Annotated in this window: 15 protein-coding genes; 1 reads left to right on the top strand and 14 read right to left on the bottom strand. The window is 58.2% G+C overall.

Translation table 11 applies throughout. The features are described 5' to 3' along the window. Positions 1-263: 263 nt before the first annotated feature. The 7 genes from pldH to ACEWPM_RS15605 form a co-directional block, all read right to left on the bottom strand. Entirely contained in the window at positions 264-1,007 is a 744-nt protein-coding gene (pldH, locus tag ACEWPM_RS15635; RefSeq protein WP_393963091.1) for a pyridoxal 4-dehydrogenase, SDR-type, read from the bottom strand. Between the two features lie 33 nt (positions 1,008-1,040). Continuing rightward, entirely contained in the window at positions 1,041-2,225 is a 1,185-nt protein-coding gene (gene ppaT / locus ACEWPM_RS15630; RefSeq protein ID WP_393963090.1) for a pyridoxamine--pyruvate transaminase, read from the bottom strand. A 10-nt stretch (positions 2,226-2,235) separates the two neighbouring features. Next, positions 2,236-3,042: a 4-pyridoxolactonase gene (gene pldA, locus ACEWPM_RS15625; protein WP_393963089.1), complete on the bottom strand. Its 807-nt coding sequence runs from the start codon at positions 3,040-3,042 to the stop codon at positions 2,236-2,238. A gap of 66 nt (positions 3,043-3,108) precedes the next feature. Further along, positions 3,109-4,044, bottom strand: coding sequence for a putative B6 ABC transporter permease subunit 1 (locus ACEWPM_RS15620; RefSeq protein ID WP_393963088.1), 936 nt, complete (start codon positions 4,042-4,044; stop codon positions 3,109-3,111). Position 4,045: 1 nt separating this feature from the next. Further along, positions 4,046-5,155 (bottom strand): putative B6 ABC transporter permease subunit 2, encoded by a 1,110-nt coding sequence (locus ACEWPM_RS15615; protein ID WP_393963087.1) that lies wholly within the window; start codon positions 5,153-5,155, stop codon positions 4,046-4,048. Continuing rightward, on the bottom strand, positions 5,152-6,753 hold the full coding sequence (locus ACEWPM_RS15610; protein WP_393963086.1) for a putative B6 ABC transporter ATP-binding protein: 1,602 nt from the start codon (positions 6,751-6,753) through the stop codon (positions 5,152-5,154). The genes ACEWPM_RS15615 and ACEWPM_RS15610 overlap by 4 nt, the downstream gene beginning before the upstream one ends. 8 nt (positions 6,754-6,761) lie before the next feature. Beyond that, a complete protein-coding gene (locus ACEWPM_RS15605) occupies positions 6,762-7,781 on the bottom strand; it encodes a putative B6 ABC transporter substrate-binding protein (RefSeq protein ID WP_393963085.1) in 1,020 nt (339 codons plus the stop codon). A 46-nt stretch (positions 7,782-7,827) separates the two neighbouring features. Between ACEWPM_RS15605 and ACEWPM_RS15600 the strand changes: the two genes are divergently transcribed. Then, positions 7,828-8,271, top strand: a complete 444-nt coding sequence (locus ACEWPM_RS15600) for a hypothetical protein (protein WP_393963084.1) — start codon at positions 7,828-7,830, stop codon at positions 8,269-8,271. Between the two features lie 5 nt (positions 8,272-8,276). On the opposite strand, the gene ACEWPM_RS15595 is transcribed toward ACEWPM_RS15600, so the two are convergent. The 7 genes from ACEWPM_RS15595 to ACEWPM_RS15565 all read right to left on the bottom strand — a co-directional run bounded on the left by ACEWPM_RS15595 (position 8,277) and on the right by ACEWPM_RS15565 (position 14,761). After that, a complete protein-coding gene (locus tag ACEWPM_RS15595; protein WP_393963083.1) occupies positions 8,277-9,302 on the bottom strand; it encodes a TRAP transporter substrate-binding protein in 1,026 nt (341 codons plus the stop codon). 29 nt (positions 9,303-9,331) lie between these two features. Next, entirely contained in the window at positions 9,332-10,606 is a 1,275-nt protein-coding gene (locus ACEWPM_RS15590; protein WP_393963082.1) for a TRAP transporter large permease, read from the bottom strand. Beyond that, positions 10,603-11,112 carry a TRAP transporter small permease gene (locus tag ACEWPM_RS15585; RefSeq protein WP_393963081.1) on the bottom strand — a complete coding sequence of 170 codons (510 nt, stop codon included), beginning with the start codon at positions 11,110-11,112 and terminating at the stop codon, positions 10,603-10,605. Before ACEWPM_RS15585 ends, ACEWPM_RS15590 begins: the two co-directional genes overlap by 4 nt. 35 nt (positions 11,113-11,147) lie before the next feature. After that, complete coding sequence (fhmpcd1, locus tag ACEWPM_RS15580) at positions 11,148-12,077, bottom strand: 5-formyl-3-hydroxy-2-methylpyridine 4-carboxylate 5-dehydrogenase (RefSeq protein ID WP_393963080.1); 930 nt, start codon at positions 12,075-12,077, stop codon at positions 11,148-11,150. Next, a complete protein-coding gene (locus tag ACEWPM_RS15575) occupies positions 12,074-13,702 on the bottom strand; it encodes a GMC family oxidoreductase (protein ID WP_393963079.1) in 1,629 nt (542 codons plus the stop codon). Before ACEWPM_RS15575 ends, fhmpcd1 begins: the two co-directional genes overlap by 4 nt. Before the next feature lie 92 nt (positions 13,703-13,794). Beyond that, positions 13,795-14,517 carry a class II aldolase/adducin family protein gene (locus tag ACEWPM_RS15570; RefSeq protein ID WP_393963078.1) on the bottom strand — a complete coding sequence of 241 codons (723 nt, stop codon included), beginning with the start codon at positions 14,515-14,517 and terminating at the stop codon, positions 13,795-13,797. Positions 14,518-14,584: 67 nt separating this feature from the next. Further along, a complete protein-coding gene (locus tag ACEWPM_RS15565; protein ID WP_420768030.1) occupies positions 14,585-14,761 on the bottom strand; it encodes a hypothetical protein in 177 nt (58 codons plus the stop codon).

The following is a 14,761-nucleotide window of genomic DNA, read 5'->3' as shown; positions in this document are numbered from 1 at the left end:
TCTACGTCAAGGTGAGGGAAGTTTCGGGGGGCAGGTCACAGAGGATGAGCTCAATCGTCAAATTTCTAGAGGGAGGCGACTGGAGGCTTTTTAATCTGGAAGACATTAATGAGAGAATTTCTGGAAAGCTGGCGTGTCCGTCGTCATATAAAATGGGCAGCAATTAGCGTGCTGCCCACTAACACTATTTGCAAGTGTAACCGTCATGCCTTCACTAACGCGCTTGTCCGTTGAATGGTTTGGGCCGGTTTTAAATGTGGCTGTTAAAGCCGGATCATCCCCGCATCTACGTTGACACATTGGCCGGTCATCCAACTGGCATCGTCCGACACAAGAAATGCGGCCACCTTGGCGATATCCGCAGGTTGGCCCTTGCCCGGCATGGCTTGCAACATCTCGACAAATCCAAAGGCTTCGGCATGCGGGCTGGCTTTCACGCCGTCGGATTCGGTCAGGCCCGGCGTAACAGCGTTGACGCGAATACCAAATTTGCCCACTTCCGTCGCCAGCGCGCGGGTGAAACCGATGACTCCGCCTTTTGCCGACACATAGGCCGCCATATTCGGCGTGCCTGCGTAAAACGAGTTCGAAGCGATGTTCAGGATCGTTCCCTTGCGATCCGCGGCGCGCATCATATCGGTTGCCTTGCGGCTGGCAATGAACACGCTGGTCAGGTTGGTGGTGATGATCTTTTCCCAATGGGCCAGATCAACATCATCCCACGCAATGAACGGCACGATCGAGGCGTTGTTGACCAAAATGTCGATCGCCCCGTCAACGGCGGCCCCTTCCAGCATTGCCTCGACCTGTGCGGCATCGGTGGAATCGCAGGTCACGCCCGTGGCACCGCGACCAATATAAGCAGCAGCCGCTTTTGCGCCTTCGCCGTTGATGTCGGAAATGACTACGGTTGCCCCTGCATCTGCCAAGGCTTCGGCAATCGCTTTGCCTATTCCCTGAGCACCGCCAGTTACGACCGCCGTGCGGCCTTCAAGATTTTTACTCATCCCAGTTTCCTTTCCTGTTCGCCGTTCCCGGCCCTATTCGTCAATTGCTGCGTCCCAGCACTCCTGCGCAGCGGCCAGACCCGCCGCCACATCCACCTTCGCGCCGAGAGCCTTCAATGCCCCGCCCAACGCCGCTACCGCAGCCAGCGCATAGGCTGGCTGTGCGGTTGGGCCCATGTGGCCGATGCGGATCAGCTTGCCCAAGGTTTCATTGCGCCCGGCCGACATGGTCACGCCATAGCGCGCCCGTGCTTCGGCCAGGACGGGGCCTGCATCCAGACCATCGGGCATCCGCACAGATGTTGTGGTTGGTGAGGCGATTTCTTCGGGTTCCGCCCACAGGGTCACGCCCATCGCCTTGCACCCCTCACGACACACCTTTGCCGTCAGCGCATGACGTTTCCAGACCGCTACGGCACCTTCGCCAAGGTAACGATCCAGCCCCGCGTTCAAACCGTTGATTTCGGCCACGGAGGGGGTAAAGGGGAATGGCTCGGTCTTTTTCCAGGCGTTTTTCCAATCCGTAAAGCTCAATATCGACGCGAACGGCGCGTCGGGGTTGGCTTCGATCTTGGCCCAGGCCGCATCCGATACCGCGACCAGAGACAGCGCCGGTGGGCATCCAAGGCACTTGTTCGGCCCCGTCACATAAACGCCAGCCTGACAGGCCGTAGGATCGGTAGGCATCCCGGCCCATGACGACACGGCGTCCACAATCATCAATGCGCCCGCTTCGGCCACGATGGCACCGATGGTGTTGATGTCATTGATCGTCCCCGACGGGGTATCGTGATGGCAGATGCAGACCACTTTGACCTCGGGGTGGTCTTTCAAGAAGGCGCGCACTGTTTCGGGGTCAATCGCGGTGTTATAGGGCACCTCGATCTCCTCGACGCTTTTGGCATAGCGCGCCGCCCAATAGCCAAAGCCCTTGCCGTAAACGCCAGACGCAAGGTTCAGAACCACGTCATCCTTGGCAATCAGCGAGGCCGCCGCTCCCTCGAGCGCCAGAACCGGTTCGCCTTGCAGGATCATCGGCGGGCTCTCGCTGTTCAATGCCTTTTGCGCCTTTAGCACAACAGATTCATAGAACGCCTGAAAGGCAGGGTCGTAATCATACAGCACTGTCGTGCCTAAGGCCCGCAACACTTCGGGATAGGCATCAACCGGGCCCGCCGTCAGGGTGAACACGGGCGGAGTTGTTTCTGGGTATTTCATCATAGCCTCCTCAACCGTAGAAATTAACGCCGGTTTTATAGTCCTTGAAGCTCTCGGGATCGTGGCTGAACAGAACTTCGGCGTTTGTTTCCTTTTCGACCTGCTTCAGGCGGCGCATCGAATTGACACCCGCAACGGGATCAATGTGGAATCCGGCGTTGATGTCATTGTCATAATTCTTGCGCGTATAGGCCGCATCCAGCGTCAACAGCAGCGGGCGGCGGTTGTCGAATTCCACTAATAGCGAATAATGCCCAACCGTATGACCCGGCGTGTAGATCAGCGTCACACCCGGGGCCAGTTGCACGTCCCCTTCGATCAATTCAAACTTGGTGTTTGCGCCGGTTTGGCCTGCGTCCAGTTGATCGCTCATGCCGCGCGCTTCGGCCACGTCTTTGGAGAATGCTACGTCGGAATACCCAAGCACCTCGAACGGCTGACATTTGGCCGCCTGAGGCAGCTCGTCCTTGTGGCAGATCTTCTTGGTGTCAGGGAAAAACTTGTTCCCGCCCACATGATCGAAATGAAAATGCGAGTTGAACAGGACATCAATGTCCTTGGGTTCCAATCCCAACAGTTTCAGCGCACCGGGAATGGTTTGCTGTTCGGTTTGCTGCGGCTTCTCGAACGGCAGCACCTTTTGAACGTGGTCGAAATCATAGCCGGTATCAATCAAAAACTTGCCCTGTGGATGATCGACAAGCACCGAGTACACCGGAAAACGGACCTCGCCGCCGGGGCCCTTGTTCCACCAGATATGGAACCCGTCCAGCACCAGCGACCCCCCGTCCAGCAAAAAGACTTTGGTATCGGCCATGTCACTTCTCCTTGTTGTTACCCGCCTCCCCTCCCCGGTTGGCGGAATGGCAATTTATTGATGCCCTCAGCGGGCGCCACGTTCATAAGCGGCACCCAAGGCTGCGGGCAGTTTCGCCCGTCGGCCATATAGCACCAGCACTAGCATCACCGCCGCGAAGGGCAGCATCTGGATCACGTCGGTCGGTATGTTCGATCCCGCCACCTGCAACGCCGTGGTCAACGACAGAGCCGCGCCAAAAATAAGCGAACCAATCAAAACCCACAGCGGACGGCCCCGCGCGAGCATGGCCAGAACGATCCCGATGAAACCGGCCCCGCCCGTCATGAACGGGATGAACAGCCCGGCCCCGATATTGGCCAGGTACGCCCCGCCAAGCCCGGCCATGGCGCCGGTGAACAGCACAACGAAAACACGGATGCCCAACACATTGCCGCCCGCGACATCAAGCGCCGCAGGACGTTCGCCCGCGGCGCGCAGGGTCATGCCCAGATTGGTGCGCCGATACAGCAGCGCCAGCCCAACCACCGCCAAAAGCGCAAGATAAACCAGCAGATGCCGCCCAAACAACGAGGGCCCAATGATCGGTAAATCCGTCAGCCACGGGATATTCACCCGCTCGGGCGCGGGCAGGCGCGGATAGGTGCGGGAAAACTGGAAATGGTGCAGCAGCGCCGTCAACCCCTCGACACCAAGGGTCAGGCCGATACCGATCACGATCTGATTCAGGCCCAGCCGGACACACAGCACCGCCATCACGGCGGCCGTCAAAACGCCGCCCATTATCCCGCCAAGAAATCCCATCCAGAGAGAGTTGGTTTCAAACGCAACCAGAAAGCCCATATAGGCCCCCATCAGCATCATGCCCTCAATGCCAATGTTCAGCACACCGGCCTTTTCCGACATCTGTTCGCCCAGACCGGCCAACAGCACGGGGATAGCGGCGACGATGGCGCCGGTCAGCAGGGACGACAGAAACGCCTCGGTCAGTAGTCCACCCATCTCAGCGCTCCTTCTTGCGTTTGCGGTGATCAATATATTCGCCCAGCCCCAGACAGATCAGCAGGCAGGCGACCAGCACAAGCGTGAAATCCTGCGGCACTCCCAGACGGCGGGCGGCGCTTTCACTGCCGATCATCAAGGCCGAGTAGAAGAAGACGAGCACAATAGAACCAACCCCATGAAACCGCGCCAGAAAGACAAGCGGGATCACCATCAACCCATAGGCCGGGTTCCAATTGGCACTGACATTGCCCGTCACCCCAAGAACCTCGGTGGCCCCGGACAGCCCGGCAAACCCGGCCGACAGCGTGAAGGTTGCCATGGTCAGCAACGGCACCGACAGCCCGGCATGGGTCGCTGCGGCGGGATTGGCCCCCACCATACGCAGGCGCAAGCCAAAGGCCGTGCGCGTCATCATCAGATGCACCGCTAGCACCGCGATCAATCCCCAGACCAATCCGCTGGAAATCGACGTATCAAACAGTCGGGGCAGACGGTCATCCACCGGCAAGGTCTGGGTTTGCGGGACGGTGGTCGATGGATCCCTGAACAGCAGCTTGACCAAGGTCGATGCCAATAGCACGCCTAAAAACGACATCATCAAGGTCGTCACGATTTCGTTCACGCCTTGATACGCTTTGAGCAGTGCCGGAATGATCGCCCAGATCGCGCCGACAACGGCGGCCAGAAGGAAGCCAACCAGCAAAACCGCCCACCCGGGCAAAACGCCCAACAAAAGTGGGGACGTGGCGGCGGAAAAAACCGCCCCCAACAGGAATTGCCCATCCGTTCCAAGGTTCCAGATGCCCGCCCGAAAGGCGATGATCAGGCTGGCACACAGAAACAGAAGCGGCGCCATCCGGGTTGCTGTCTGTTGCAGGCCCAGCTCGGAAAACAGCGACCGTTCAAGGATATAGCCGTAATACGTCAGCGGGCTCACCCCGACCAACACTAGAATAACCGCCGACAGCACAAAGGCCGCGATGATCGGGCCGACCGTGACGGTCAGTATTCGTTGAAATGCGCTGCGCTCGGCAATCACGCCAGCACGATCTGCGGTCTTCTCCCCTGCGTCCAACAATCCGGAGTTCACGTCATTTTCTATACTCATGCCGTTGCCAGTTCCTGTTCTTCATCGCCGGCCATCATCCGCCCGATCCGCAAACGCAGGGCTTCGCCGCTGCCGTCGTTTTGTACGATTCCGCGAATACGCCCGCCTTCCATCACCGCGATACGGTCTGATAGGGCCATCAGTTCATCAAGGTCGGTCGAGATCAGCAATACGCCCAATCCGCGTTCGGCAATCTCTGCGATGCGCTGACGCGAGGTGTCGATGTTTTGCAGATCCAGCCCATAGGTGGGTTTGTTGAAAACCACGACCCGCGCTTCGCCCGACAGTTCGCGCCCCAGCAGAACCTTTTGGATATTGCCGCCCGAAAGCCGACCGATGGGCGTTGTTTCATTTGGCGTCTGTACCGAGAATTTCTTGATCAGGTCACGCGCATGTTGCGCGATAAGGTTCGGTCGCTCAAAGCCATTCACCCAGAACGGTGGCTGCCCGATATCCTTGAGCACCGAGTTTTCGGACACGGGGAACGCGGCAACCGAGCCTTCCTCAAGACGGTCATCGGTCAGATACCGCAGCCCCTTCAGGCGACGCTGTGCCACCGAAGCCTGCGTGATGTCTTCGCCGCCCAGAACAACGCGCCCAGACGTGACAGGGCGTTGACCCGCCATCGCCTCGGCAAGTTGCTTTTGGCCGTTGCCGTCGATCCCTGCTACGCCCAGAATTTCACCTGCACGCAATGACAGTGAAACACCGTCAATCCCCAGAACATCGGCATCGCCTTGCGTGGCAAGGTTCTGAATCTCCAAAAGGGTTTCGTGGCGTGCGCTGCTTTGGCGATGTTCGGTCGATGTGGCGCCCGCTTCGCGCCCAAACATCAGGCGCACGATTTCTTCCACAGCCGCGTCTTCGGAAATGGATTGTAATTCATCCGGGCCGATTTCACCGGCAAAAGCGCCCTGTTTCAGAACCGAAATGCGGTTGCCGTAACGATAAGCCTCGGACAGCTTGTGAGTGATAAAGATCACCGCCAACCCGCTTTTGGCCAGATGCTGCATCCGCTCGCCCAATTCCTGCGCGCCTTGCGGCGTCAGCATCGAGGTCGCCTCGTCAAGGATAACCACCTTGCTGTCGCGCAACAGCGCGCGGGCGATCTCGATCTGTTGCTGTTGGCCCAAAGACAGATCACCCGTTATTGCATCCAACGGCAGCGAAAGGCCGAATTCACGTTTCAGTTCTTTCATCCGGGCCGCGATCCGGGCCCGGGGTGGGCGCTCGTACCACGGCGCGCCCAAAATCAGATTCTCCAATACCGTCAGTGTCGGCACCATCATTGAATGCTGGAACACCGTACTGATTCCGGCCTCAAGACTGGCCGAAGGGCTGGCCAACCTTGTTTTCTTTCCGCCCAGTGACAAACAGCCTTCGTCCGGTTCCTGTATCCCGGACAGGATCCCCACCAGCGTGGATTTTCCCGCACCGTTTTCCCCCAGCAGGACATGCACCTCGCCGGGATGAAACGTTAGCGATACGTTGTCGACCGCAATGACGCCGGGGAAACGCTTGGTGACGCCATGCACACCAATGAGACCTGCCGCCGCGTTTGGCGGCAGGTCTGTCAGGGTATCAATAGACTTTGTCACTGACGCACTCACTCGGCCACTGTGACCAGGGCGCGGACGTCTTCGGCGTCGAACTTTGGTTCAACCGTAATGTCGCCTGCAATGATCTGCTCGCGCAAGTCCATGATCTCGGCCCAGACCGCATCGTCCGTGATCTGCGGGGTTTTCAGCAGCTTGACCGAGTCGTCCGCCAGGCTGATTGCATAGCCGTGCCCGCCGAATTTGTCGGCCTTCAGATCCTCGACCATCGCCGTGTAAACTGGGGTCATGTCCCAGACGACTGAAGTTAGCAGATGCCCGCTGTCCAGTTCCGATTTGTCGCCGATCACGTCGATGAACATCACGTCCGACCCATCAGTCGCCTTGTTCGATTCAACCGCCTGGATCATGCCAAAGCTGGACCCGTTGCCCTGACCAAAGATGATGTCGGCACCCGCCGCAATCACCGAGGTCGTCACGCGGTTGCCGCCTGCCGCATCCGAATAGGCCGCGGGGCCAATCACCGAATAGAGAATTTTTACATCTGCATTCTCGGCCTTGACGCCTTCGGCAAAACCGGCCGACTGCGAGTTCCACGAGGGTGGCTCACCGGAAACGACGATACCGACAGTGCCCGTGGTTGACATCTTGGCGGCCAGACGACCGGCCAAATACGCCCCTTCGTGACCCGACAGCGTGTAATCCGCGACCAGCCCTTCTTTCAGCGCCTCGGGGCTATCGACGATCGCCACCGGAACACCGGTTTCGTCGGCAATTTCGGGGCCGGCGGTATTGTATCCGCTGGCGTGGGCAATCATCAGGTCGGCCCCTTCGGCGGCCAGTTCACGCATTGGCGCGCGCACGTCACCGTATCCCAACCCTTCGGCAACGATAATTTCCACGCCGGTCGCTTCGGCAGCGGCCTTTGCGGCGTCCACTCCCTGCTGGTTCCAGCCAAAGTCACTCCCCTGTTCCGGTGTCAGGATCGCTATGGTATTGACCTCGGCAGCAAGTGCCGCCGTGGCCCCAAGGGCCACACTCAGCGCGGTAGAAATAAGTAGGTTTTTCATCATGTTATTCCCTGTTTTGTTGTGGTGTTTTCGCCCGAAGACGAAAGTGGTTGGCAGACTTTTATTTACCCTGTCTGTCGGGCTCTTCTCGCTTCCGGCTCATGCCGAAACCGGAACTTATGTGCCTTATTCAGGCATAATTCATGGCACCGATGGCGCCGATCAGGTTGAGGTTTCCATCGTGAATGAAACCGGTGTTTCGATTGAATGCCGCGCGGCCCTTGCGCATTGGTATTCCGATGATCTGGGCCGCATCATGCCCCAAGGTCAACTGACGCTGACCCTGTGGCACGATAGCGAAACCGGGGTTCTCAACCTGATGAACGCCACCAATGACCGGATGCCCATCGAAGCAATCTGGTGCGCGACGGACACCACCCGCACGCGCCTTGACCTGCCTATGACGACCGGCAAGGCAGAGGCCAGATTGCGCTTTGCCTGCGTAAAAAGCGATGGCGCAAACTTCAACTGCGATGCGATCGGAGGCTAAGCGGGTCATTCAGCGCGTTTCTTTTCCAGCTTGGACATGATCCGGTCACGCACTTCTGCGACGTCGGGATCCGCGCTGATGACAACCTCGGCGGCTTCGGCAAAGACAGCGTGAATTTCAGCCTGTTGTTCATCCGAAAGCGCGTGGATTTCACCACCGTTTTCCAGCCATGCTGTCTTGGCCCGCTCTACGTTTGCAACACCCCAAGGGAACACCGTCACTTCGGCGGCCCGGCCTGCTTCGATAATGGCAGTTTGCACCTCGGCAGATTGTGATTGGAACCATGCCTCGTTCACCAAGGTCACCGATACGATCTGATTCATATCGAATTCAGTCACATGTTTTGCCGTGTCATAGAATTTGAACGCCGAAAGGATCGGCATACCGGCCAGCATCCCGTCGATCCCGCCCGCCTGCAGCTGTGGCGTGACTTCGGACAGGGCCAAGGGGGTCGGGTTTGATCCAAGTGCCTTCATCGGCTCCATCTGAAGTGGCGATGCAAAGGTGCGCACCTTTAGCCCCTTGAACCCATCCAGCGTCGTTACAGGTTCACTGCTAAGCATTTGTGTGGGCGAGTTGAAGATCGCGCCAATGATCCGCACGCCTTTGTTCAGGAACAGCGTTTCTATGTAATCGCGAAACTCTGCGTCATGGATCACGGCATCGACCTCATCGGCGTCCCGGAACATCCCCGGCACATCAAACGCCTGAAAGCGCGGATCGACATTGGTCACGAATGAGGTGGGTGTCGTGAAACCTTCGATCGTGCCCAGCAGGACACCTTCGGACATGCGCGGGATCGCCCCCAGTTGCGAGGCCGGGTAAATCTCAATTGTCACCTGATCGCCAACGCGGGCCTCCATCTCTTTCTGGAATTCCTTTTGCCATTCATGCTGAACATCGTTGATCGTGGCCGAGGCCAGTTTCATCGTGCTTTGCGCCTGCGCAAAACCTGCAAAAGGCAGCATCAGGGCAAGCGAAATGCCCAGAGTGCGCCGTGTAAGTTTGAACCTGTTGGATTGTACCGTCATTGTTTTATTCTCCTTTTGCTTAGGCGTTGTCAGGACATGCCGGACAACATCCACAACGATAGCGCGGGTACGAGGGTGATAAGGACGAGTGCCGCAATTTGAACGACCATGAAGGGCAATACGCCACGGTAGATGTCAGTGGTGCGCAGTCCCAGAACCGATTGGGCAACAAAGATGTTCAGACCGAAGGGCGGCGTGAACATCCCGATGGCAAGGTTGACCGTCATCACCACGCCGAAATGGATGGGATCAATTCCCAGCGAAATCGCGATAGGCACCAACAGCGGCGAAAGCACAAGGATCGCAGATGTCGGATCAAGAACACAGCCAATTGCCAGCAACAGCAGGTTGACCGTCAACAAAAAGCCCAGCGGTGACAGGCCCGCATTCGCCGTGGCCGCGATCAGCGCCTGCGGGATGCCTTCGACGGTCAGAACCCAGCTGATCACGCCCGCTGCTGCGACGACGATCATGATCCGCGCGGTCATTTTCGCAGAACTCACCGCTGCCGCGATCAGACTTTGAAAGGTGACGGTGCGATAGACGACCATCCCCAGAAAGGCCGCATAGGCACAGGCGAAACCGCCGGCTTCAGTCGGCGAAAAGAATCCGGCGTAGATGCCCACCATGACAAAGGCCGGCATGGTCAGCGCCCAAAAGGCGTTTTTGAACGCGACCCACGCGACATGTGCGCGAAAATTCTCTTCGCGTGGGATACGCGTGCGCAGGGCCGAAAACGCGATATAGCCCGCCATCATTAACGCCATCAAAAGGCCCGGAATGATCCCCGCGATGAACAGCTTTGCAATGGATTGCTCGGCCGACGCGCCATAAAGGATCATCGCGATCGAGGGCGGAATAACGATATCAATTGCACCGCTTGAGGTGATGATCCCCGCCGCGCGCTGCTTGCCGTATCCGCCTTTGATAAGCTGCGGATACATGTTGCGTCCCACAGCCGAAACCGCCGCGGCGGAAGACCCGCAAATCGTGCCGATCAACGTTGATCCACCCAGGGCCGCGATCCCCAGCGAGCCGGGCACTCGCCCGAACAACGCCCGCACCAGATTGATCATCCTGTCGGCGATGCCGCTGATCGCCATCAACTCACCCGCAAAGACAAAGAACGGAACCGACAGCAGCGCATAGGCATCCAGCCCACCGAAGATCGTCTGTTGCAACGCAATCAGCGGCGGACCCGAGAACAGCAACAGTGCCAGCGACGCCGCAACCAGCAGCGCCACGAAAATCGGCGCGCCAAGTGCGATCAGTGTCGCAACGCTGATGCCCAAAACCCAGGTCATGTGCGGCCCCTTTCGGATTGGGTCAGGCGGATGATGTCGACCACGGTCAGAAATGCCGTGACCGCCGCGATACCGGCAAAGCCGACAAAAATCGCGGAATGCGGAATGACCATCGGAACACCCAATCCCATGCTTTTCTGATTAAGCATCGCAATACGCTCAATAAAGCTGAGGCTGTGCCAGGCAATAAAGGCCGCTACGGCCACGGTGACCACATCAATGACGACTTGCAGGGCAGCGGCCAAACGGCCCTTCACGACCGTTGGCAACAGGTTCACTGACAGATGGTCGCGATTGCGCGCCGCCAGGATGGACCCCAGCATGACAATCCAGATCATGCCGTAAACCAGCAATTCATCTGCGCCCACGAATGAATACCACCCGCTGTAGCGGCCCACGGCATTGACGACATTCACCACAACCATAGCGATCAAACTGATACCCAGAAGGATACCAACAAGCTGGACTACCAGCGCCTCGAACCGAATGATTGCATGATCGTTCATGCGCTTGCACCCAATGTTTGCCCCAGTGTCATGGTCTATCCCCGCCCTTCCAGGATACGGCGGATCGCAACCAGTTTACGCGCGCGTTCGGGTTGCAGCTCGGCGATGCTTTCGGGTGTGTAGGGATAGATACCGCCTCCCGACTTGATCCCCAGCTTACCGGCGGCGATCTGATCGCGTACCAGGGGGGACACATCCTTGCGGTCGCACAGGTCTTCGTTGAGGAACGACGAAACCGAATGATAGATGTCCAGTCCCGCCATATCGAGCAGGGCCATAGGCCCGACCACGGCCAGTTTGTACCCGATCCCCCACGACACACAGGTGTCGATATCTTCGGGCTCAATCACATCGCGCTCGACCAGATCCACGACCTCGCGAAGCAGCGCATAGAGCACGCGGTTTTCGACGAACCCCGGCACGTCCTTTTTCAGCAGCACAGGCAACAGCCCGATCGAGCGGATCAAATCGCGAATTGTCTCGACCGTTTCAATGGCGGTCTGTTCGCCCCGGATGACCTCGATCATCGGGATGATATGCGGCGGGTTTGACCAATGCATCCCGACCATGCGCGACGGGTTCGATATATGCGCCTGCAACTTGGTGATCGGAATACCGGATGTGTCCGAGGCAACAATGGTGGCAGGGCCGATCAAACCGTCGATCTGGCGATAGACCTCGGCCTTGATCTCTTCCTTTTCGGGAATGTTCTCGATCACCAGATCCGCGTCTTTCACGGCATCGCCAAGATCATCGGTAAAGCGGATCGTCCCTGCACCGCTGGCGGGAGCCTCAATGCCCAACCCGTCCAGAACAACGTTCGCCTGCCCCATCATGGTCTGCGCGCGTTCCAGCGCCTCGGCCGCAATGTCATAGGCCGCAACCGCGATGCCGCCCCGTGCAAGGCGGGCCGCCATGCCGGGCCCCATCGTTCCCAGACCGATGATGGCTATCCGTTTAATCATGCCGCTACCTCGTGCTTTTTCGATGTCTTGATAAGATCCGCTGCTTTCTCGGCGATCATAATGACGGCGGCGTTGATGTTGCCGCAGACCAGATCGGGCATGACCGACGCATCAACCACACGCAGCCCGTCAATACCGCGCACACGCAGATCGGGGTCGACAACCGCGTCCGGGTCATTCCCAGCCCGGCAGGTGCCAGCGGGATGGTGAACCGTGATGCAGGTATTGCGAATATGTTCGTCAATCTGGTCGTCGCTTTGACAATCTGCCCCCGGAAAGAATTCGGCCTCGATGAAAGGCTGCATCGACGGCTGCGCCGCAAGGTCCCTTGCCACCCGGAACCCGACGCGCAGCGAATCCCAGTCTTTCGCAGAATCCAGAAAATTCTGATGGATCAGCGGGGCCGCAAAGGGATCCGCCGAGGCCAGTTTGACCGACCCGCGGCTTTGGGGCTGCGTCGCCACGATGCGCGTGGCAAACCCGTCCTGAAACGGTGCCTTGAAGGGTTTGAAATACGGCCATGCCGCAAGCGGGGCCGCCGTGAACAACAGCTGCACATCAGGCAATGGCCGATCCTCGTCGCTTTTCAGGAAGGCCACGACACCGCCGGGAACATCCGCCGAAAAACCCTGCCCCGTCAGGTAGGTCTTGATGAAATCCAGCCCGATCCGGTCGGCGCGCATGTTCTTGAGAAACGGTCCCGGCTCGCGCCGTTTGTACATCACGATGACCGACACGTGATCCTGCAGGTTCTTTCCAACAGAGGGCAGGGCAACCCGTGTTTCTATTCCCTGCTGTGCCAGTTCGCCGGGTGCGCCGATACCGGACAGCATCATCAATTGCGGCGTGTTGATAACGCCGCCGGACAACAGAACCTCGCGGTTCGCCTTGATCTTTTTTTCCTCCCCTTGATGGTTGATCGTCACGCCAGTAGCCTGTTTTCCGTCCATTTCGATCCGGGTTGCCATTGCCTCGGTCAGCACAGTCAGGTTGGGCCGTTTCAACGCCGGTCGCAGATAGGCAGATGCCGTGGACGCGCGCCGCCCCTTGGATATGGTCATTTGCAAGCGGCCAAAGCCCTCTTGCTGCGCACCGTTGTAATCGTCTGTCTGGGGATAGCCCGCCTGAACGCTGGCCTCGGCAAAGGCGTCGATCAACGGATCCTCATAGCGACAGTGCTGCGTGCTCAGCGGGCCGGAACCGCCCCGATGCTGGCTTGCCCCGCCTTCCCATGTTTCCTGTTTTAGGAAATAAGGTAGAATTTCGTCGAAGGACCAACCGGTCAGCCCATTTTCGGCCCAGCGATCATAATCGCCTTTATTGCCACGCACATAGGCCATGGCATTGGTCGAGGATGACCCACCGATCACCTTGCCGCGCGCACATTCCACACTGCGCCCGCCGACGTTTTCTTCGGGTTCACAGAAATACATCCAGTCATGGCGACGCTCAGTCAGGATTTTACCCCAACCCAATGGGATGTGGATCATCGGATCACGGTCCCAACCGCCCGCTTCCAGCAGCAGAACGGAACAATCGGGATCATCGCTCAGCCGATGAGCGAGCACACATCCGGCCGATCCGGCCCCGACGATAACGTAATCGTAGTTTTTCGCGTGCGACATGGCTTTGCTTCTTTCAACTGGCGTCTTCGGTGCGATCGAGTCGAGTGGATTGGAAAGCCCGGCAGGGCCGGGATTTCCGCGTGTCTGTAACGTTAGGTGATCAACCCGGCCTCGCGCAGGCGCATGGTCCAGTGATCCCACCCCCTGTCGATCTGAGCGCCGACAAGGTTCCCGGCTGTTTTTACTTCGCCGGGCGTAAGGTACTTGATATTCCCAATCTTCAGACCCTCGGTCAGGGCGGCGGCCTCCTGTTCCAGATAAAAGGCACGAAACGTCACTTCGCGGACAGAATTGCCGACATTCACGACACCATGGCGCGCCATGAGAACCACAGGGTGATCTCCAAGGCTGGCGGCGATTTCCCCACAAACAGTGTTGTCGCCACCGAAAAGATCCGTCGCATCACCCTGCGTGTCACGAATTTCATAAACCGGAACGGATTCACCCAGAAACGCCCCCATATGAGTCACGGGACGCAGCGCTTGATCGGTAAAGCAATAAGGCAGGACCGCCGGTGAATGGGTATGCAGCACGCAATTCACATCCGGCCGCGCCTTGTAGATTTCGCTGTGAATATAGCGTTCCAGATAGGAGGGGCGATTATCTTCGGTCTCGCCTTCCAAGTTGAACCGCTGAATATCATCCGTGGTAATGTGGCTGGGGGCCAGCTTCTGAGCTAGGAAAAAGCTGTCTGGATCTTCCGGGTCACGCGCACTGATATGGCCGAAGGTATCCATAATGCCTTCGTGAACCAGGATTTTCGTGGCTGTCACCAGCTCTTCGAAAACGGTTTGCTGTGTCGAGGTTGTGGTCATTGACGTAATCTCCCTAAGCTGTGCGGTCCCGGCAGGTCATGGTGTGGACCGTCGGGACCACGCAGTCCTATTTGTTTTCGTAAAGGCCGACGATGCGGTTCTGCTCGATGATGTTGTCGGCGTATTTGTCCAAAAACTCTTCCCGCGTGGGGGTGCCTTCAACGGTCGTGTTTAGGGCATAGACCCAGAAGTAATAGTGATGCTTGCCATGGCCTTCTGGCGGCTGGGGGCCGTAATATTGCAT

The organism is Roseovarius maritimus, from assembly GCF_043355895.2.
Lineage (GTDB): Bacteria > Pseudomonadota > Alphaproteobacteria > Rhodobacterales > Rhodobacteraceae > Roseovarius > Roseovarius maritimus.
Note: the sequence above shows the minus strand (reverse complement) of the source record. Positions and strands in the feature narration are given on the sequence as shown.